Genomic DNA, 20239 nt, shown 5'->3' on the forward strand with positions numbered 1-20239 from the left:
TGATCATGTCGGACTTTTTTTGCGTGGATCAAGGTGCGTATTTGTAATTGAATGAATGGTCTAAGCGAAGCTGTAGCTGACTTAGTGGTAGACGACGAAGGCAGTAACGGTGTATGCGGTACTGAAGATACATAATGCCAATGTGCGTGTATATTCTCTTGAGGGTCGATTGAATTTCCATTCTCTAAACGTAGAATAGGCATACATCAGGGTGAAATTGAAATAAATTAAGGCGTTTGGTTGTTCCATGATGACTATGTAAACCGTGATAAGGGTTATTGAAACTAGAGCACTTGCGATGTCCATTATCTTCAAGGCTGTTGTTCTCTCCACTGGCTCGGATCTTTCTACTTCAAAGCTCCAGGAGAACAGAAAATAATACAGCGCATTTAGAATAAAGAACGTAGCTATCAAGGCAGAATTAAGATCTGTATGGATAGGGCTCTCCCCCCTCGGAAATTGATCATCTACTATTTTACAATAAATGGAATGATATTTGAATCATCTGAATTTAGAACGCAGCACAGGTTGGAATATGATATAGATGGATGGATACAGGGTGCATATACTATTTTGGTGTGTAAGTTGTATGAGGGTAGGTGCTTGCAGGGTAAGATAGGAATAGGATGGAATGGACAGAACGCACCTTGAACAAGCTCTTCTTCATGGAACAGCAGTGAATAAACAGATTAAGGGTTTATTTTCTAGGACAGGTATGGTAGAACAGGAGAAGGGGGTTATTGCTTCATGTATTCCATGATGACTGGTGATAACCCCATATAAGAAAGGCCCCAAGACAGAAAGGATGCTTGAGTGAATGTACACCGTATGTAAAGAGCATGTGGAGCATGCCATTGATTTGTTCGTCGATGAGTTCGAGGATGCACCGGATATTGTCGATTTGAAGGAAACCGAATTCTCGGATTGGGATCCGCCGGTGAAATGCTCCGAATGCGACAACAATGCGGAATTTCTGGTCGTGTAGCATCGCAAGAAGCTAGAGCTTGATGTTCAATATAGGGATGGGAGAAGAGCGTGCTACTGCGCTCTTTTTGTGTTTTGTAGAGGAGGGTCTAAAAGTAGTTGTTTTAACACACGAAATGTTCATTTATTATCCGTTCACGAAGCGAGGCCCCATTGGTATATTATTTTAAAAGCGCTTACAAATGTTCGATAGTACTAGGGGCAGCAGGACTGTGCTTTTATTTCTTTGGGATAGAAGATGGGGGATGAGTGAATGGGAAAAAGGATAGGCAGTCTTGTACTGGCTGCGATAGTGGGGTTTACGGGATTTAGCATACCGGCTGGAATCGGAGAATCAGTGGCATATGCGAACCCTCAGGATACGTATCTTATGAATGGCGGATATGAGTCTGATTTCTGGACAGATGGGTCATGGCGTGTGGAGACCGATTGGGAAAGTGCGGATATTGGGCGTTTTGCCTATCAGGATGACTCATATATAGAAGGGATTGAAGGAGAGCATGCCTTAAAGTACTGGATCAAGGATACGGCTGCTGGGGAGCAGACAATTACGCTGACACAAACGGTTCCAAGTCTGCCTTCGGGTACCTATGAGTTATCTGTTCATTCTATGGGTGGAGATGCAGCAGAAGCTGGCAAGGTATCTCTGTTCGTTGGATCAGAAATGGGAGATGAGGTACTTACTACGGGTTACAACCAATGGGGTAAGCAGAGTCTGCAATTTATTTTAGAGGAGGAGACTGAGAATTTACATGTTGGGGCAATCATCAGCGGTGCACCAAATTCCTGGGGATACCTCGATCAAGCAGAGCTAAGACAAGTGAGCACGGACACGACGAAGCCGGTGAATGCAGATATTTTTGTGCAAAAGGTAGAGGGTCTGTCTCCTGACTTCATCAAGGGAGTGGATGTCTCCAGCATTATCGCTTTAGAGGAGAGTGGTGTTCAGTTCTATAATGAGGCAGGTCATGAGCAGGATATATTCACTACGCTGCATGACGCTGGCGTAAATTATGTTCGTGTCCGGATCTGGAACGATCCGTATGATAACTCAGGAAATGGCTATGGCGGCGGTAATAACGACCTCGCTCGGGCGATTGAGATAGGTAAGCGGGCAACCGCAAACGGAATGAAGCTGCTGGTGGACTTCCATTATTCCGATTTCTGGGCTGACCCGGCGAAGCAAAAAGCGCCGAAGGCATGGGAAAGCCTGACCTTTGATGAGAAGAAGGAAGCATTGTACCAGTATACAAAAGACAGCATGGAAGCGATGCTGGCCGAAGGCATTGACATCGGAATGGTTCAGGTCGGCAATGAAACCAATGGACAGTTTGCAGGGGAAACCGATTGGCCAAAAATCAGTGAGCTATTTAATGAAGGAAGCCGGGCTATTCGAGAGGTGGATCCGAGTATTCTGGTTGCCCTGCATTTTACGAATCCTGAAGCATCTGGCAGATACATGTACTATGCAGAAACGTTAGAGAGCAACAATGTAGACTATGATGTGTTTGCGAGCTCCTATTATCCATTCTGGCATGGCACGCTGTCGAACCTGACTGCAGTCCTGACGGAGGTTGCAGATACGTATGGAAAAAAGGTCATGGTAGCCGAAACCTCTTACACTTATACGGATCAGGATGGAGACGGACACGGCAATACAGCACCGAGTTCTTCAGGACAGACACTTGAGTATCCCATTACAGTGCAAGGTCAAGCTACCTCGATACGTGATGTTATTGAGGCAGTAACGAATGTCGGGGAGTCCGGCATTGGGGTGTTCTACTGGGAACCAGCATGGATTCCCGTTGGACCTAAGGATCAGCTTGAACAGAACAGAATCATCTGGGAAGCACATGGTTCAGGCTGGGCATCCAGCTATGCAGCTGAATATGATCCGCATGATGCGGGGAAGTGGTATGGCGGGAGCGCCGTGGATAATCAGGCTCTGTTTGATTTTGCAGGGCATCCACTACCATCACTCAATGTATTTAAATATGTTCATACGGGCGCTGTCGCCCCGATTGTAATCGATGCCGTTCAGGACGTACACGTATCGGCTATAGCGGGTGAACCGGTCTTACTGCCTAGTGTGACAAGTGTGACCTACAATGATGGAACAACAGGGATCGTGACGGTGATCTGGGATGAGTCACAGCTGGAGACTGCGGTAGCGGCAGGTCTTGGCAGCTATGTCATCGAAGGCATGGCAGAAGGCGGGCATAGCGTACAGGCATTTCTTCAGATTAAGAAGAGAAATTGGATCGTTAATGGAAGCTTTGAACAGAGTGACCGGAGCATGTGGAGCATTACCTATCCGGAGGGTGCAGTAACGCACGCGGATTATCAGAACAATGCAATGGATGCCAAAACGGGAAGCTACTCGCTCCATTTCTATTCTGCAGATCAGGTCAATTTCAAGGTTGAACAGACGATAGAGGGTATGGAACCTGGATATTATAACTTGTCGATGAATATTCAGGGCGGCGATGCGGTCAATTCAGATATGAATCTATTCGCTATAGTGAATGGGAATGAGATGAGGGCAGACACAGCGGTAAATGGATGGGTGCAGTGGAGTAACCCTGAAATCAAGGATATTCTAGTGACAGAGGGCGAGATCACGATTGGTGCATCCATAAAAGCGGACGGAGGCGCTTGGGGGACCTTGGATGATTTTTATCTGAGCTACGAGCGAACTTATGAGCCGGGTTCGGGGTCAGGATCGAATCCAGAGCCAGAGCCAGACCCAGACCCACAGCCAGAACCAGAACCAGAACCAACACCAAATCCGCAGCCAGGTAGAGATAATGGGACAGGAACTGCTCCTGATGGCATTGCGGGTGAAAATGGGAATACGGATGTGAACGGGAATGGTCCGAACGACGACGAGAAGGAAGCAGACGGAGATCCATCGGAGACGGAGGATAATGAGGCTGCCCCCTTCCGAGATGCGTATATAGCAGGCTATCCAGACGGCACGTTCCGCCCAGGTCAGGCCGTTACCCGAGCTGAGATGGCAGCGATGCTGTATCGGGTTCAGGCTGCTACAAATCGAACAGAGCATGCTGTGAGTTACAAGGACATCGATACTCTTGGCTGGGCTGGAAAAGACATCGAACAATTAACAGCGAGCGGTCTAATGTCCGGGTATCCGGATGGCACGTTTAGGCCAGGGCGCTCTATTACAAGGGCCGAGATGGCAGCGATTGTCGCTCGCTGGGCGGCACTGGAGTCGAAGATGAGTCAAGGTGCAGATATTGATGTAGAAGAAGCAAATGCATATATAAGTGCAAATGTAAGTGCAAATACAAACACAAACACAAACACAAACACAAACACAAACACTAATGCCAATGCAGTCACCTTTTTCGCGGATGCCATAGATCATTGGTCTGAATCGAACATTCGACTCGCTGCTGAGGCAGGGTATATGGTGGGCACAACCGGCGGACAATTCCGTCCTGATCAATATTTGACCCGAGCGGAAGCTGTAACCGTTATCAATCGAGTACTCGAACGTTCTAGCGTAAGCCAGGGACAGCAGCCTATATGGTCGGATGTTCCGGCAAGCCACTGGGCATACAACGAGATCCAGGCGGCTTCTAGCCGCATACAGTAACTCTAATATTCTATGAAAACGCCTCTAATTATTCGGGTAGCCCCTATATCGGATATGTCATAAAATACGCTTGAGGGAGTCTACCCGAAGGAGGATTTCAATATGACGAGTACTACACAATATCCATTCCAGAACACTTCCCTTCCACTTGAAGAACGGGTAAATGACTTGGTTTCTCGCTTCACTTTGGAAGAAAAAGTGGGACTTATGATTCAATATCAAACCGCAGTAGAACGCCTTGGTGTCAAGGCTTATAAGCATGGTACGGAAGCGGCTCACGGTATGGCTTGGCTTGGCGAAGCTACCGGCTATCCGCAGCCGATCGGTCTCGGATGTACGTGGGACACTGACCTGATGCAGCGAATTGGAAGCGCAATCGGCGACGAGGCGAGAGGCTTCTACAAGAAAAATCCGGAGATCAATGGTCTGACCTTATGGGCACCAACGGTCGATATGGAACGCGATCCACGCTGGGGACGTACAGAGGAAGCTTATGGTGAAGATCCAGTCCTTGCTGGTAAATTGGCATCGGCCCTTGTTAAGGGAATGCAGGGTGATCATCCGAAGTATATGAAAGCGATTGCGACACTGAAGCACTTTATCGCTAACAATAATGAAGTAGGCCGTGGTGATGCTTCGGTCAGCATTGATCCGCGTAATATGCGCGAGTATTATTTGAAAGCGTTTGAAATCCCGTTTAAAGAGGGCGGCGCCCAGTCCATGATGACGGCGTATAACGCCATTAACGGAGTTCCGGCTAACCTTAGCCCGGATGTCAACGCGATTGTGAAGCAGGAGTGGGGCATGAACGGCTTTGTCGTCAGCGATGCGTTTGACGTATCCGGCACGGTGCGTGATCATGGCTACCTGGAGACTTACAAAGAGGCAGTAGCTCGTTCCGTGAAGGAAGGCGGCATTGACAGCATTACAGATGATGGTGAACTCATTAAGCAGTCACTTCGCGAAGCCTTAGAAGAAGGACTGCTCAGCGAGAGCGATCTGGATGTTGCACTGCGCAATACGTTCCGCGTTCGTTTCCGTCTAGGTGAATTTGATCCAGAGGAAGGCAACCCGTATGCAGCGATTGATGAGTCGGTTATTATGCATCCAGAGCATGCCAAGCTGTCTAGAGAAGCAGCTGGCAAAGCTGTGGTTCTGCTCAAGAATGAAGGAAATATGCTGCCGCTGCAGGCAGATAAGCTGAAGAAGGTTGCCGTCATCGGTCCGCTTGGCGGCACGGTCTATCGTGACTGGTACAGCGGCTCACTGCCTTACGCAGTTACTCCGCTGCAAGGTATTCAGGACAAGCTGAGCAGCCATGGCGGTGAAGCAACGTTCTCCGGCGGCACAGACCGGGTTAAGCTGAAAGCGAAGGACAGTGGTCGTTATGTGCAGGTACGCAAAGGGGATCAATTCTCTCTTGCAGCTACAGGTGAAGCAGCTGATCAAGCTGCCGTATTCGAAATGACGGATTGGGGCTGGGACAGCCATACGATCATTGCAGAGGACAACGGCCTCTATCTGACAACAGATGATCGTATTGTGAAGGCGTCCGCAGATCAGATCTGGGAATGGTTCACGAAGGAAGTATTCCTCGTTCGTCCAGAAGGAGAGAATGCTCAGCAGGTTACCTTCTCCACATGGAATGATACACCGGTTACCATGAACAAAGACAGCGGAGAGCTGCTCGTCGGTACGGGCAGTGCGGAAGAGACAGCTAATGAGATCAATGTATCCGGTGCGGCTTCTGTTGCAGACGGAGAAGAGAAGCTTAGTGCAGACATCTTCGAGATGGAGAAGGTGACGGACAAGTTCGCAGCAGCGAAGGAAGCAGCTGCAGATGCAGATCTTGCCGTTGTATTTGTCGGTAACCATCCGCTCATTAACGGTAAAGAAACGATCGACCGTCCGGACATTACCCTTCCGGCATCTCAAGAGCAGCTGATCAAGGAAGTTCTGTCCGTCAATCCGAATACAATTGTTGTTGTGGTCGGCAGCTACCCGTATGCTCTAAACTGGACAGAAGAGAATGTGCCAGCGATTGTGTACACGACACATGCAGGTCAAGAGCTCGGAAATGCAGTAGCCGATGTCCTCTTCGGCGAAGTGAATCCGGCGGGACGTCTGAACATGACTTGGTACAAGTCAACGGCTCAGCTTCCTGAGTTTATGGATTATGATGTCATCAAGGGAGATCGAACCTACCAATACTTCCAGGGTGATGTGCTGTATCCATTCGGACATGGCCTATCCTACAGTGCCTTCCGTTATGACCATATCAGTCTTGATCGCACTACTGTATCAGCAGATCAGGATCGTGAGATTGGTATTACCGTTCGTATTACAAATACAGGAACACGTGCCGGGGAAGAAGTGGTACAGCTGTATGGACATGCGGAGAAGTCTCGTGTGAAGCGCCCACTGAAGCAATTGCATGCATTTGAGCGTGTGCTGCTGCAGCCAGGTGAATCTACCGATGTTAGCTTCAGGCTTCCGCTGAGTGAGCTAGCCATCTGGGATGTAACCCGTGACCGTTTCTGTATCGAGAGCGGCAGTTACACGTTCATGGCTGGTGCTTCGTCTGCGGATCTGCGAGTGAATGCAGAGCTTAAGGTAGACGGCGAAGTCATTCCGCCTCGTGATCTGAAGCAGCCTGTAAAAGCCATCAACTATGATGATTACGAAGGTGTACGGATCGGAGAATGCCACGAAGGCGGCAGCGCGGTTGAAGTGAAGGAAGAGTCCGGCTGGATCGTGTTCCAGGATGCTGAATTTGGTGAAGGTGAGAGCAGTGTAACCCTGCGTGCAGCGAGCCAAAGTGCAGCCACAGCCGAGCTTCGTTTGCAAGGTCCGGAAGGTCCACTGGCAGCAAGCGTATCGCTTGAATCCACGGGAGCGCAAGGCTGGCGTGATTACACGTTGACGGTGGATGGCGTGAGCGGACGTCAGGACGTATACATCGTGCTGAATGGCAAGGCAGCCCTGAGTACGATTCAATTTCAATAAATGAAGTGAATAAGCCAGATTTCCTTACGATGAGGGGATCTGGCTTTATTTTTGTTTTGTTTTCCCAATGTTTAAATAATTCAGTTTAATTTACTTGGAAGGAGAAATTGGAGTAATATATTCAAATATAACATAGACTTGCTATACCGACGAAAGGAAGTAGCCCTTTGCTCGAAACGCTGTTATTGAACTTCTTGATTTTGCTCTTTCCGGTGGTCATTTTCTTAATCTTCTTTGAGAATAGACCCTTCGCATATAATAAAAAAGTGATGATCGTATTATCGGCTGCGGCGATGTGTCTGTGTATGCTGATGCCTTTTCAATTGGAGTATGGTTATACGTTTGATCTGAGGTATATTCCGTTCCTGCTCGTCGCCTTGTTTGGTGGATATCGATGCAGCTTCCCCCTATATGTGGCGCTGATCGTATGCAGATTATATGTCGGTGGAGAAGGCGTCTTGCCAGCCATTTTGTTTGCAACCAGCATATTTATCATCGTACCTTTATATAGTAAGAGATTTTTGGGGCTGGCCTCCAAGAGACGGATTGTGGGCGCGGCTGCGGCTGCTTTTATGACGATGCTCTGGTACTTAATTACCTTAATCATTGTGATTGAGCAAGTGGATCATACCTTCTGGATCTTGGCTGGACATGCGCTGACGACGTATACGGTGTTTATGGTGATCACAATGCTCCTGATTGAAAAGATGATAGCCAATGTCCATTATCGGGAACGCGTGCTGCAGTCTGAACGATTGAACGTCGTTAGTGAGCTTGCAGCCAGTGTATCTCATGAGATCCGAAATCCACTGACGGTCACGAGTGGCTTCTTACAGCTGCTTAGTAAATCGGAAACGATGACCGAGAAGGAACGGGGATATATTAAGCTGTCGCTTGAAGAGCTGAAACGTGCGGAGAAAATTGTGAGCGACTACCTGTCCTTCGCCAAGCCGCAGTCCCAGAACATGGTGTACGCTGATTTAAGTGAAGACCTGGAGTATACAACGAATATTATTTTGCCGTATGCGATGATATATGATGTTGAGGTGGAGAGGCATTATGACAACTCGCTCAGCACAAATTATGATCAGCACCAAATTCAGCAATGTCTGATTAATTTATATAAAAATGCGATTGAGTCGATGAAAGAAAAAGGCGGCGGCAAGCTGATCATTCACATCTCCGATCATAAAGGAAGCATTGTTATTCGTATCGAGGATACAGGGGTTGGCATGGATAAGGAGGAGATCTCCAGACTGGGCAAGCCGTATTACTCCACGAAGCAGGAGGGCACGGGCCTTGGGATGCTTATGATTTACAGCACGATCAACAAGCTGAAGGGCAGAATTGAAGTGGATAGCATAAAAGGGCAGGGAACCGTCTTTCGGCTGATCATTCCGGCTGCATGATACAATGGTGACAGGTTAACATTATTATAGAAATTAGATAAACAATCAATATAAAGAAGGTTAAGTATAAGCAGGAGGCAATACAGCATGTTGATTCAGATTATCGGGGTAGGGAAATTGAAAGAGAAGTACTTAGTGCAGGGCATTCAGGAGTATGCGAAGCGTTTAGGGCCTTATGTAAAATTCCAAGTCATTGAGGTACCTGACGAGAAAGCACCGGACAATATGAGCGAGGCCGAAGTGCGTGGCGTCAAAGAACGTGAAGGTGAGCGTATACTGGCGCATGTGAAGAGCGAAGCACATGTGATTGCACTCGCCATCGGTGGTCAGCTATGGAGCTCGGAGGATCTTGCTGCCGAAATGGACAAGCTCGGGACATACGGGACAAGCCACATTGTATTTGTGATTGGTGGCAGCCATGGTCTGTCCGACGCGGTGCTGAAGCGCGCCCAGCAGAAGCTGAGCTTCGGCCGCATGACCCTGCCGCACCAGCTGATGCGGCTTGTGCTAGTGGAACAGATTTACCGGGCGGTGAAGATTAATCGGGGGGAACCGTATCATAAGTAGGGCGAAAATTACATTTTGTCAAGTCAAATGCTGAAAATTAATGTTTAGTGTATAATAATAGTGGTTCTTTGTCTGTAAGGAGAAGGTTAATTATGCACTTGAAAAAATTTATTTTTGATAAAAATAAATTACTTGAATTAGTTGATAAAATCCGTAGAGAGTCTAGTGTTTCGATAGAGACAGATAAACAAATCGAACTAGGACAGTTCTTTACTAACTCTAAAATTGCAAGTCTTATGGCATCTATGTTTAATGAAGGTAAAAGTAAGATTAGATTACTTGATGCAGGAGCTGGAGTGGGTTCCTTAAGTGCAGCATTTATTGCAGAAATGTGTTGTAGAGAAGATAAACCTAAAGAGATTTCAATTGTTGCATATGAAAAAGACTCAGCGTTATTGCCTTATTTATATAAAACTAGAGAAATCTGTAATAATGCTTGTAAGCGTTTAGGAATAAAGTTGAATTGGGAAATACTGAATCGTGATTTTATTAATGAAAGTATTGATCTTTTAGTGAAAAGTGAAGAGGAAGATCTAGATTTTCAACGTTTTGATTGTGCAATTTTAAATCCACCATATCGTAAAATCCATAGTAATTCGTCAGAACGGAAATTATTAAAAGGAATTGCAATAGAAACTTCTAATTTATACTCTGTTTTTGTAATTCTGGCAATACGCCTATTAAAGAGTAGTGGTGAGTTGGTAGCTATTACACCTAGAAGCTTTTGTAATGGTCCTTATTTTAAATCTTTTCGAAAAGAAATTTTGAACGAAACAACATTTTGTCAGATTCATACCTTTGATTCAAGAAGAAGTACATTCAGTGACGATAGAGTACAACAAGAAAACATAATTTTTAAAATAATAAAAGAAAAATCACAAAATAACTGTAATGTAACAATTTCATCTAGTTTTACAAACACAGATGAAATTGCTAATTATCAAATACGCTATGATCAATTTGTACATCCCAATGATAGAGAGATGTTTATTAGAATATTAAAAAATGATTCGGGATATCTAATCTCAGATCAAATAGATAAATTAGGAAATACATTAGAAGATCTCGGAATTTCAGTATCAACGGGTAAAGTAGTAGACTTTAGATCTAAAGATTATCTGAATAATGAGCCATTACATGGGACAGTGCCGCTAATTTATTCTATTCACTTTGAGGACGGATTTGTAAACTGGCCAAAACTAAATAGTAAGAAACCAGATTTTATACTTCAGAACTGTGTTACTGAGGGCCTCTTAGTACCATCTGGTTTTTATGTTTTAGTTAAGCGGTTTTCTTCAAAAGAGGAGCGCAGAAGAGTTGTTGCAGCTATCTATGACCCGGGAAGAGTGATGTTTTCAAAAGTCGGTTTTGAAAATCATGTAAATTACTATCATATTAACGGAGAAGGCTTAACTGAGAGACTAGCAAAAGGTTTAGCTGTTTTTTTAAATTCTTCATTAATTGACTCATATTTACGACAGTTCAATGGTCATACTCAAGTAAATGCAACTGATTTAAGAAATCTTAAATATCCTCGAATAGAACAATTAGAGGAATTAGGCAAAAGAATAAGTACTCAATTACCCGAACAACATGAAATTGACTTAATGATAAGCGAATTATTCTAAAAAACAATGATTGTTGGCATAAACAAATGGGAGGGATCAGTAATGTCATTACAAGAAGAGATAGATAAAAAAGCAAAAGAAATTCAAGCCGATGGATATCCAATGTCAATTGGGGAGTTGGCGAATATGTACAAGGATGGCGAATTAATAGTTAATCCGGAATTTCAAAGGTTTTTTAGATGGTCAGACTCCCAAAAAACAAAATTAATAGAATCGATACTTTTAGGAATACCGATACCGCCGATTTTTGTTGCTCATGGTGAGAAGGGGATATGGGATGTTATTGATGGGTTGCAGAGACTATCGACAATATTTGAATTTATGGGTTTATTAAAATTCACAGATGATACGTTAAAGCCACCTAGTAAATTATTAGGTACAAAGTTTCTACCGTCTTTAGAGAATAAAATGTGGGAAAACCTTGATGATCCAGAAAATTCATTTACTCAAGAGTTAAGAATTGATTTTAAAAGATCGAAATTTGATATTAAAATTATAAAAAAAACTAGTGATAAGGATGCGAAATACGAACTATTCCAAAGAATTAATACAGGCGGATCAAAGTTATCAGACCAAGAAGTTAGAAATTGTCTATTAATAATGATTAATAGAGACTTTTATTTATGGGCAGCAGAACTTGTGAAATATCAGCCGTTTGTAAATTGCATACCTCTTTCAGAAAAACAACAATTAGAACAGTTTAATATGGAAATTTTAATGCGCTATTTAGTTATTCGACATGCAGATTTAAGCAAGATTAAAGGTAATGAAGATATTGGAGAATATATTTCAGAAGAAATTATTAATATAGTTGAAAGTGGAGAACTAGAACTACAGAAAGAAGCAGAGGTATTCTACAAGACCTTTGCTTATCTTGATACAATTCTCTCAGACGACAGTTTTCGAAAATTTGATCATGAGAAGGGCAAATTTAGAGGTGGTTTTTTGATGCCAGCATTTGAAGTGGTGATTGCAGGTTTAAGTGAGAATATAGATGAAATGAATAAGATGGCGCCTGAGGAAATGATTCAAAAAATTAAAGATATATATAATTCTCCGCAATATCTAAGTGCTACAACTCGAGGGGGCACTCGCCCTATCACGAGGTTAAAAGATCTTGTAACATTAAGCAAGGGAGTATTTACGAATGGCTGATTACTCGCTCGAGAAGTTTCAAACAAAACTTGATAAAAACATCTCTTGGAGAAAACGTGAACTTACGATACTTAAAAATAATGTTGATGCGGCAGAGGGAAATCTATTAGTTACTTCAATAAGATCAGGAATAACATTATTGTATGGTCATTGGGAAGGATTTATAAAGACAACTGCTCGCGAGTATCTAAAATATTTAAACAAACTAAATATAAAATGTATTGATATGAAGGACAATTTCATCACTCTATCAATGAAGAAAACAATAGTTAACTCGAGGCAATCTAATAGATGTTTATCACATTCTGAAATTATAAGTGAGTTATTATATGAATCTGAGAAAATATTTAATGTAAATGAAATGGATAAACTTATTGTAGATACTGACTCAAACTTAACTTATGAAATATTAGAAGATATATTATTTAGTTTGGGTTTGGACTGTGAAGATTTTGAGATGAAGGAAAACTTTATAAAGGAAAATCTAGTGCTTGAGCGAAATAAAATTGCTCATGGTGAATATGTATCAATTGTGGACCCTAGGAAAGATAAAAGTGAAGAAGAAAAAAGGGCAAAAGATGAATTTGAAAATCTATATCATGAGATTCTAAAACTTATGGAGAAGTTTAAAGAGTTGGTATTTGATGCTGCATATAAGAAAAAATATCTAAAACAGGTTCCAGAGTTGAGTGTTTAATACAGAGTATTTTCTAAATTTATTGTAGTATAGTCGTGAATAATTGAACTTATATTGTCTATTAATATAGATTTTATATTTTAGGGATAATTAGAAGGGGGGATTTTGTTGCCAAGTGACAAAGCATTTAATACGATTTACGATCAGATTCGGTTATTAAAAAATAGGGGATTGCAGATTAACAATTTTAATTCTGCTAAAGAACATCTTCAAGATAAGAACTATTTTGATCTTATAAATGGGCATGAGACATTATTACTTGATGACTCGAAACGTTTACCTAAAAAATATACTAAAAAGTCATTTGATAATTTTTTAAGACTTCATGATTTTGATAAACAATTCTCGAGCTTAATACTAAAGAAAATATCAGACTTCGAAACAAAATTAAAAACAACAATCTCCTATCATTTTTGTAAAAATCATTGTTCAACTTTAGCAGAAAATAACAATTATATAGACATAAGTTATTATAATAAACCGGGATCAACTGATGGTCCAAAACAATATGTGAATTATTTTTACAATTCCAGAGATCAAGAAAAAACTCATAAATTATTTAGAAGTAACTATAAGTATAGAGGAAAATTTAGAGGTACATTTAATGGAGTTGTAACGTATCAACCTTCAAAAACTATATTAAGAGGAATCTTTACTGGGCGTTTTGGATCTTCTTCAATAAGAGAGATAAAAGAAGGCAACTGTATATTCTATAATTCAAACCAAACAGCACTTTTAGCTGCACTACATACAGTAAGTACGACTTCTGGATCAACTGTATCCCTCAACATAAATATACAAAGAGAAGAAACAATACAAGGTTTAAACTACATTGACGATTGTAAGCTGAAATTTTCTTACATTAATGAATATAATAATCCACCGTTCTGGGTTGTTATTAAAACATTAATGTTAAACGATTTAATTGTATTAATGTATGGATTAAAAAAGCGTACTCTTGATGCGGTATTAAGAGACTTTAATTTGAAGCCTTACGAGAAGGAGAAATTTTTAAACTCTCTAGAGATAATTAGAGAGTTGCGAAATTCTTGCGCACATTTTGAACTGGTTAATCGATTCAGGACGTCACCGAATCTAAAAGTAAATAGTCATCTAATTTCTGACTTACACTTATCACCTATGAGATCACAATATGTAATTAGATTATTCGATGTATTAAAAATATTACGAGTTTATATTGATTTATCCGAAATAAAGCTTTTTTTACATAATTTTTGGACTAACGAAACTAAGTATGGTAATTGTGATATTACTGTTGCTTTATTTGAGAGGATGGGAAATTCAAATATAAATGAATGGATCTAAGATTAATTGACTTTAGCACGAATATAAGCTAAAATGAATACATATAATAACGAGTAGCCAAGACGGCGTGCCAAGCTTGCGTAGCTTGCTAAAAGTCCCTAGCCACCTTATCTTTTAAGATAAGGTGGCTTTGTATTTATAAATCATTTGAGAACTCCCTTCGATAGGTCTGATGTGAAACTCTCAGAACTCAATATTTATTTTTTTTAACGACTGTCTTTATAGAAAATACAAATGTAATTTATTTCGCCTTTAATGTGAGACGGTGAACTGTTTATATTGGTTCAGTGGTAAAATATAGCCAGAATAATGATATTAAATAGGGGTTGTGAATAATGAACATCACGCTCTCAACAACAATTCGACGAGATTATAACGGTTTCTCAAAATATTGCCATGAAATTGATAAACCTGTGGTTTTGACACGTAACGGTGATGCTGATTTAGTTGTAATGAGCCATGAGACATATCGACACATGGAGGCTCGCGTCAAATTACAATTTAAGCTGTTAGTAGCTGAAAAGCAGATTGCAGAGGGTTCAGAATTACTTGATCATGATCAGGTAATGGAAAGAATGAGGAGAAAGATCAATGCAGCAAGATAGAGATTATCTTCGGGAGTTGTTTAGTTCATTTCAATAATACATAATAGCCGCTCAGGGGTGAGTGGCTATTTGTGTTTTACTATAGAACGGGGGGAATACAATTATTCCTCCAATTGTAAAATCACCTTCGTAAAATCTTTAAAATCATCAATATGCTTCTCTATAATCGCCTCTAAGATCTCAAGATCTAACGTCTGGTAGTCATGCACAGCAGTATTTCGGAATCCGACCATATTCATCATGGTCTTTGCCAAGCTATTTTCAATTAATCCAGCGTCTAGCAGCAGCTTCACGACTCGCTTTTGGTACGCCCAGCTTACGGTTGCTGACAATATGCATGGCCAGATCAATGCTTGCCTCACAAGCACGTTGAATATTCAAAATGATGCTATCCTGCTTCGTAAAGTCCGTTAAGTTTGCAGGATTGCCCTCGTACACTTCATGAATACGTTTGAGAGAATGTTCAATTGTTGCCGTTTTATTCAAAACAACATCATTCATTGCCGAAGACACTCCCTCTCTCTTTAATCGCATCAATAATTCCAGCCCGCTGCTCACTTAACGTAGCATACATGCTATAAGCACGCATTTTTTGGCGTGTAAATTCATTGTCGTTATGTATATAAATTGGAGTGCCCTGCTCAAAAATTTGCATGGTAAATACGGTATCAACCTGTTGAATGTCGACTAAATCGACCTCTCGGTTAGCAATAGCCGCAAGCTCAGAAGCAAGTAGAAAACGTTCATATGAAGACAACTGCTTGTCACTGAAATAAGCCAGATCGATATCACTTTCATCATGAATTGTGCCTGTAGCGAATGAACCAAATAGAATGATGAAGCCGGGACTTGTCTCTAGAATGATTTTATCAACTAACTTCTTTTGTAACTCTTCGATCAGCATGCGGATCACCTTCCTTTCTCGTATTATATAGTTTATATGAAAAATTCGCACTTATACTTGGGTACTACAAGCCTCATTAGAGCGGATTGGGCTATAACTTAAAGCTATGGCTAGCCATACTTTATACATATAACATGTATCCTGTTCGATCATGCTATATTCAATAGAATAAGCAATGAAGGAGAGACATCGATGATACCATTTCGTAATGATCATGTAGGCAGCTTTCTACGTCCTGCCAATTTAATTCAAGCACGTGAGCAATATAAATTAGGCAATATCACATATGAACAATTAACGGTTGTGGAAGATAACGAGATTATTCGTATTATTGAGAAGCAAAAGGAGAATGGCATAGCGGCAGTAACTGACGGTGAGTTCCGCAGAAGCTGGTGGCATTTTGATTTTCTGGGCGGCTTGGATGGCGTAGAGTTATACGAAGAAACAGCGGGACCGAAATTTCACAATATGGTAACCCGTAAGGGCGGCATTCGCATCGTCGGCAAAGTGGGTTTCTCGACGCATCCCTTTATCCAGCATTTTGAGTTCTTGAAAAAGCACGCAGGTGACGCAGTGGCGAAACAGACGATTCCAAGCCCGAATATGCTTCTTTATCGCGTGGAATACAATGAAGATATTTATAAGGACCGTGAACCGTTCCTTCAAGATACAATCGCAGCTTATCAAAAAGCAATTCAAGCCTTCTATGATGCGGGATGCCGCTACTTGCAATTAGATGATACCGCTTGGGCAGATCTATTCTCTGAAGCAGGTCACGATAAGCTGCGCGCTAAAGGCTGGGATCCGGCAGAAGAGCTGAAGATCATGCAGCGCATGATCAATGAATCTCTGGCTTATAAACCAGAAGATTTAGTGGTGACGATGCATATCTGTCGTGGTAACTATAAATCGAATTATTTCACAACCGGCAGTTATGATTATGCTTCTGAAGTCATATTTGGAGGCTTAGAAAACGTAGACGGGCTATTCCTGGAATTCGATGACGAGCGCTCAGGCGGTTTTGAGTCATTAAAATATGTTAATCGTAAAAATCTGAAGGTCGTGCTTGGCTTACTTACATCAAAGTCAGGTGAGTTAGAAGATAAAGAACAAATTAAAGCACGGATTGCAGAGGCAGCGACCTATGTACCGCTTGACCAGCTTTGTTTGAGCCCGCAATGCGGCTTTTCGTCTACAGAAGAAGGCAATATCCTAACAGAAGAACAGCAATGGCGTAAACTTCGTTTCGTTAAAGAAATTGCCGACGAAGTTTGGAATTCATAGATCTAAACAACGGAGGGATTGAACATGACGATTCAAGCGGACAAAGAGACGGTTATAGTTGAGAACTTCATTAAGGGTCAATCCGTAAAATCCATTTCGCAATCAGCAAAAGAGAATCCGGCAAATCCAAATGAAATTGTGGGCTATTTCCCTGTCACCACGAAAGAACAAGCGGTCGAAGCAATTGAAGCGGCAGCAGAAGCCTTTACAGCATGGAAGGAGACCGCAATTGACGAACGCATCGCTCGCATGCGCAAGGCGATTGAGAAGATTAGGGCATCGGAGAATGAAATTGTCCACTTGCTGTCCAGAGAGCACGGCAAGCCGCTCTATGATGCACACGGTGAAATTTATGTTGCATTGATGTGGATGGAATTCGCCTGTGACCAGGCCAAATCGGTTCTGCAGGAAGAAATCAAAGAACATGAGACGGGTAAAACCATCATATCCCATGATCCGATTGGCGTGGTAGCGGCGATTAGCCCATGGAACTATCCTATTGCTCTGTCCACGATTAAGATTGCTCCCGCCTTACTTGCCGGCAACACGATTGTGCTCAAACCCAGTCCATTTGCGCCACTGGCGGCGTCTAAAGTGGCAGAGATCATTGCGAGTGAGTTCCCGGCGGGTGTGATCAACGTCGTTCATGGCGAATCGGATGTGGGCGTGGAATTGACTTCGAACCCTCTTGTCGCCAAAATCGCCTTTACTGGTGGAACCGAAACAGCCAAGCATATTATGAAGGCTGCTTCGGAAACGATTAAGAATATGACGCTTGAGCTTGGCGGCAACGATGCAGCTATCTTCTTGGAGAGCTTTGATGTAAACGATGAGCGAGCCATGCGCCGAATTGTCGTTTCTAACTTTTTGACAGCAGGACAAATCTGCATGATTGCCAAGCGTGTATATGTTCACCGTTCTATTTATGATACATTCGTGGACAAATATATAGAGGCGGCCAATCGCTGGGTCCGGGTCGGGGATCCCTTTGATCCGAATACGACGGTAGGTCCGGTCAATAACCTGAAGCAGAAAAAATATGTGGAGGGCCTGGTCGAAGATGCACGGAAACGCGGCGCCAAGATTATCCCTCTCGGACAAATTCTCGATCAGAAGCGGATTGAACAAGGCTACTACCTGCAGCCTACGCTTGTGTTGGACGCTGACTATCGTGATCCGATTGTGGTGGAGGAGCAGTTCGGTCCTACGGTTCCGATCCTGCCTTTTGACGATGAGGAGCAGGTTATTGATTTGCACAATGAAAGCATATATGGACTCACGAGTTCGGTTTGGGGAAGAGAAGAAGACGCCATCCGGGTCGCGCGTAGGCTTGAAGCCGGTACGACCATGATCAATACGGCTGCTGTGCAAGGGCTCGATGTAAGGTTCCCTTTTGGCGGTGTCAAACAATCCGGCGTTGGCCGAGAATATGGCGCGGAAGGCATCCTCACTTATACGGAAACACATGTCATCAACGTTCCGAAGGTATTGGATCTCCCTTATATTCCCGAATAAATCTTTATAACGCACAATTTTGACATATTGAATGATTTTTGAACAGGCGCTGAAATCGGCGCCTTTTTTTTCGTTTGAATAGAGCCGTCGAAAGCTAATATTAATACTGTTATGCGCTGCCAATAAACATTTTCGGTTGTCACGTAGGATTTTGCTGTCTCTCTCCAAAGGTATGCTTCGGCTTATGGGGAGAATAGATTTGGACGGAATCATTTAAAGCTCTAAATTTGGCGATAGAGAGCCGCGGCGGCGTTGCAGAACGTGAGAAAAGCACGTTAAGTATACAGTTTGTCAGTGGACTCGTAGGGGCGCCTATCACGGCAAGTTACAATGCGTTCTTGGCCTCTGTAAAGGAGAACAGAGAACTACAAGCTGAAGGCAGTGATCGAAGCACGCGTCATATCGAGATCTCGTTGCCGCAAGAGGTGTCCTATCAGGAAGGCGATCATTTGGGGATCATTCCGCAAAACGAGCCGGCATTGGTTGAACGTGTACTGCGTCGTTATGGACTAAATAGCAGTGACTATATCGTTATAAGCGCTAGCGGCCGCAGCGTTGCCCACTTACCTGTTGATCGGCCCATCAGCGTTCATGATCTGTTGAGCCAATGCGTCGAGCTGCAAGAAGCCGCGACTCGAGCCCAGCTTCGTGAGCTTGCAGCGTTTACCGTTTGCCCTCCACATAAAAAGGAATTGGAAGCTCTTCTTCAGGAGGATGCTTATAAAGAGCATGTGTTAAACAAACGACTTACGATGCTAGACCTGTTGGAGCGGTATTTGGCTTGCGAGTTGCCGTTCGAACGCTTTGTGGAGTTGCTCCCGCCACTTAAACCACGCTACTACTCGATATCCAGTTCGCCGAGGATTCAGAACGATGCGGTAAGTATCTCTGTCGGTGTCGTCAGATGCCCTGCAAAGAGTGGAAGTGGTGAATATCGAGGAGTTGCCTCCAATTATTTGGCCAGTCTTCAACCTGGAAATACGGTCATGGTATTCGTGAATACGCCAGAGTCCGGATTTACTTTACCGGAACAACCTGAGACACCGATCATCATGGTAGGACCTGGCACTGGTTTTGCTCCATTCAGGGGATTCTTGCAGGCACGTCAAACAATGAAGAGTGAAGGTAAAACACTGGGAGAGGCACACCTCTACTATGGCTGCCGAAATGAATTGGATCACATTTACCATGAGGAAGTGGAGCAATTTGAGCGACAGGACATTGTTACTGTACACACAGCGTATTCCCGAAAAGAAGGTATGCCCAAAACATATGTTCAACACTTGATGAAGGAGAATACAAACGAAATCATCCGATTGCTCGGCAACAATGGGAAACTCTATATTTGCGGAGATGGAAGTAGGATGGCTCCAGATGTAGAGGCTTGCTTAAAAGAAGCTTATCAAGAAATTCACGCGGTAAGTAAACAAGAAGCTCAGAAGTGGCTGGAACAGCTTCAAAGCGAAGGTCGCTATGCTAAGGACGTATGGGCTGGTAACTAGCTCGTTATGTTGGACATTCGGATAGGAACCGAGCATCA

General features: G+C 42.9%; 13 protein-coding genes and 2 pseudogenes. 13 read left to right on the top strand and 2 right to left on the bottom strand.

Annotated features, from left to right (window positions below):
- Positions 1–817: 817 nt before the first annotated feature.
- The 10 genes from ACFQ3J_RS16520 to ACFQ3J_RS16565 all read left to right on the top strand — a co-directional run bounded on the left by ACFQ3J_RS16520 (position 818) and on the right by ACFQ3J_RS16565 (position 14996).
- On the top strand, positions 818–985 hold the full coding sequence (locus tag ACFQ3J_RS16520) for a CxxH/CxxC protein (RefSeq protein ID WP_076314175.1): 168 nt from the start codon (positions 818–820) through the stop codon (positions 983–985).
- Between the two features lie 252 nt (positions 986–1237).
- A complete protein-coding gene (locus ACFQ3J_RS16525) occupies positions 1238–4603 on the top strand; it encodes a glycosyl hydrolase 53 family protein (RefSeq protein ID WP_251583129.1) in 3366 nt (1121 codons plus the stop codon).
- A 102-nt stretch (positions 4604–4705) separates the two neighbouring features.
- A complete protein-coding gene (locus ACFQ3J_RS16530) occupies positions 4706–7609 on the top strand; it encodes a glycoside hydrolase family 3 protein (RefSeq protein WP_251583127.1) in 2904 nt (967 codons plus the stop codon).
- Between the two features lie 167 nt (positions 7610–7776).
- Entirely contained in the window at positions 7777–9018 is a 1242-nt protein-coding gene (locus ACFQ3J_RS16535; protein ID WP_251583126.1) for an ATP-binding protein, read from the top strand.
- 87 nt (positions 9019–9105) lie between these two features.
- Positions 9106–9585 (top strand): 23S rRNA (pseudouridine(1915)-N(3))-methyltransferase RlmH, encoded by a 480-nt coding sequence (rlmH, locus tag ACFQ3J_RS16540; RefSeq protein ID WP_251583125.1) that lies wholly within the window; start codon positions 9106–9108, stop codon positions 9583–9585.
- A 92-nt stretch (positions 9586–9677) separates the two neighbouring features.
- Positions 9678–11213 carry an Eco57I restriction-modification methylase domain-containing protein gene (locus ACFQ3J_RS16545; protein WP_251583123.1) on the top strand — a complete coding sequence of 512 codons (1536 nt, stop codon included), beginning with the start codon at positions 9678–9680 and terminating at the stop codon, positions 11211–11213.
- Between the two features lie 42 nt (positions 11214–11255).
- Entirely contained in the window at positions 11256–12368 is a 1113-nt protein-coding gene (locus tag ACFQ3J_RS16550) for a DUF262 domain-containing protein (protein ID WP_251583119.1), read from the top strand.
- Positions 12361–13065, top strand: coding sequence for an MAE_28990/MAE_18760 family HEPN-like nuclease (locus tag ACFQ3J_RS16555; RefSeq protein ID WP_251583117.1), 705 nt, complete (start codon positions 12361–12363; stop codon positions 13063–13065). The genes ACFQ3J_RS16550 and ACFQ3J_RS16555 overlap by 8 nt, the downstream gene beginning before the upstream one ends.
- Positions 13066–13173: 108 nt before the next feature.
- The gene (locus ACFQ3J_RS16560) at positions 13174–14391 is read left to right on the top strand and encodes an Abi family protein (RefSeq protein WP_251583115.1); all 1218 of its coding nucleotides are present in this window, start codon (positions 13174–13176) and stop codon (positions 14389–14391) included.
- A 335-nt stretch (positions 14392–14726) separates the two neighbouring features.
- Entirely contained in the window at positions 14727–14996 is a 270-nt protein-coding gene (locus ACFQ3J_RS16565) for a type II toxin-antitoxin system Phd/YefM family antitoxin (RefSeq protein ID WP_251583108.1), read from the top strand.
- A gap of 101 nt (positions 14997–15097) precedes the next feature.
- On the opposite strand, the pseudogene hepT reads toward ACFQ3J_RS16565, so the two are convergent.
- Both hepT and mntA read right to left on the bottom strand, forming a co-directional pair.
- Positions 15098–15497 (bottom strand): annotated as a pseudogene (gene hepT / locus ACFQ3J_RS16570) (type VII toxin-antitoxin system HepT family RNase toxin).
- Positions 15490–15900: a type VII toxin-antitoxin system MntA family adenylyltransferase antitoxin gene (gene mntA, locus ACFQ3J_RS16575; protein ID WP_251583107.1), complete on the bottom strand. Its 411-nt coding sequence runs from the start codon at positions 15898–15900 to the stop codon at positions 15490–15492. The pseudogene hepT and the gene mntA overlap by 8 nt, the downstream one beginning before the upstream one ends.
- A 192-nt stretch (positions 15901–16092) precedes the next feature.
- On the opposite strand from mntA, the gene ACFQ3J_RS16580 reads away from it, so the two are divergent.
- From ACFQ3J_RS16580 to ACFQ3J_RS16590, 3 genes and pseudogenes are all read left to right on the top strand, one after another.
- Positions 16093–17184, top strand: coding sequence for a 5-methyltetrahydropteroyltriglutamate--homocysteine S-methyltransferase (locus tag ACFQ3J_RS16580; protein ID WP_251583105.1), 1092 nt, complete (start codon positions 16093–16095; stop codon positions 17182–17184).
- Between the two features lie 24 nt (positions 17185–17208).
- Positions 17209–18699 carry an aldehyde dehydrogenase family protein gene (locus tag ACFQ3J_RS16585; protein ID WP_251583103.1) on the top strand — a complete coding sequence of 497 codons (1491 nt, stop codon included), beginning with the start codon at positions 17209–17211 and terminating at the stop codon, positions 18697–18699.
- A gap of 197 nt (positions 18700–18896) precedes the next feature.
- A pseudogene (locus ACFQ3J_RS16590) lies at positions 18897–20201 on the top strand (NADPH--cytochrome reductase); the annotation flags it as partial.
- Positions 20202–20239 lie beyond the last annotated feature (38 nt).

The organism is Paenibacillus provencensis (assembly GCF_042678545.1).
In the GTDB taxonomy this organism is placed as follows: Bacteria; Bacillota; Bacilli; order Paenibacillales; family Paenibacillaceae; genus Paenibacillus; species Paenibacillus provencensis.

What these genes read in the sequence shown, in the direction of transcription:
- rlmH (WP_251583125.1), top strand. Translation starts at nt 9,106, where the DNA reads ATGTTGATTCAGATTATCGGGGTAGGGAAATTGAAAGAGAAGTACTTA.
- ACFQ3J_RS16555 (WP_251583117.1), top strand. Translation starts at nt 12,361, where the DNA reads ATGGCTGATTACTCGCTCGAGAAGTTTCAAACAAAACTTGATAAAAAC.
- ACFQ3J_RS16525 (WP_251583129.1), top strand. Translation starts at nt 1,238, where the DNA reads ATGGGAAAAAGGATAGGCAGTCTTGTACTGGCTGCGATAGTGGGGTTT.
- ACFQ3J_RS16550 (WP_251583119.1), top strand. Translation starts at nt 11,256, where the DNA reads ATGTCATTACAAGAAGAGATAGATAAAAAAGCAAAAGAAATTCAAGCC.
- mntA (WP_251583107.1), bottom strand. Translation starts at nt 15,900, where the DNA reads ATGCTGATCGAAGAGTTACAAAAGAAGTTAGTTGATAAAATCATTCTA.
- ACFQ3J_RS16565 (WP_251583108.1), top strand. Translation starts at nt 14,727, where the DNA reads ATGAACATCACGCTCTCAACAACAATTCGACGAGATTATAACGGTTTC.
- ACFQ3J_RS16585 (WP_251583103.1), top strand. Translation starts at nt 17,209, where the DNA reads ATGACGATTCAAGCGGACAAAGAGACGGTTATAGTTGAGAACTTCATT.
- ACFQ3J_RS16530 (WP_251583127.1), top strand. Translation starts at nt 4,706, where the DNA reads ATGACGAGTACTACACAATATCCATTCCAGAACACTTCCCTTCCACTT.
- ACFQ3J_RS16520 (WP_076314175.1), top strand. Translation starts at nt 818, where the DNA reads ATGTACACCGTATGTAAAGAGCATGTGGAGCATGCCATTGATTTGTTC.
- ACFQ3J_RS16545 (WP_251583123.1), top strand. Translation starts at nt 9,678, where the DNA reads ATGCACTTGAAAAAATTTATTTTTGATAAAAATAAATTACTTGAATTA.
- ACFQ3J_RS16580 (WP_251583105.1), top strand. Translation starts at nt 16,093, where the DNA reads ATGATACCATTTCGTAATGATCATGTAGGCAGCTTTCTACGTCCTGCC.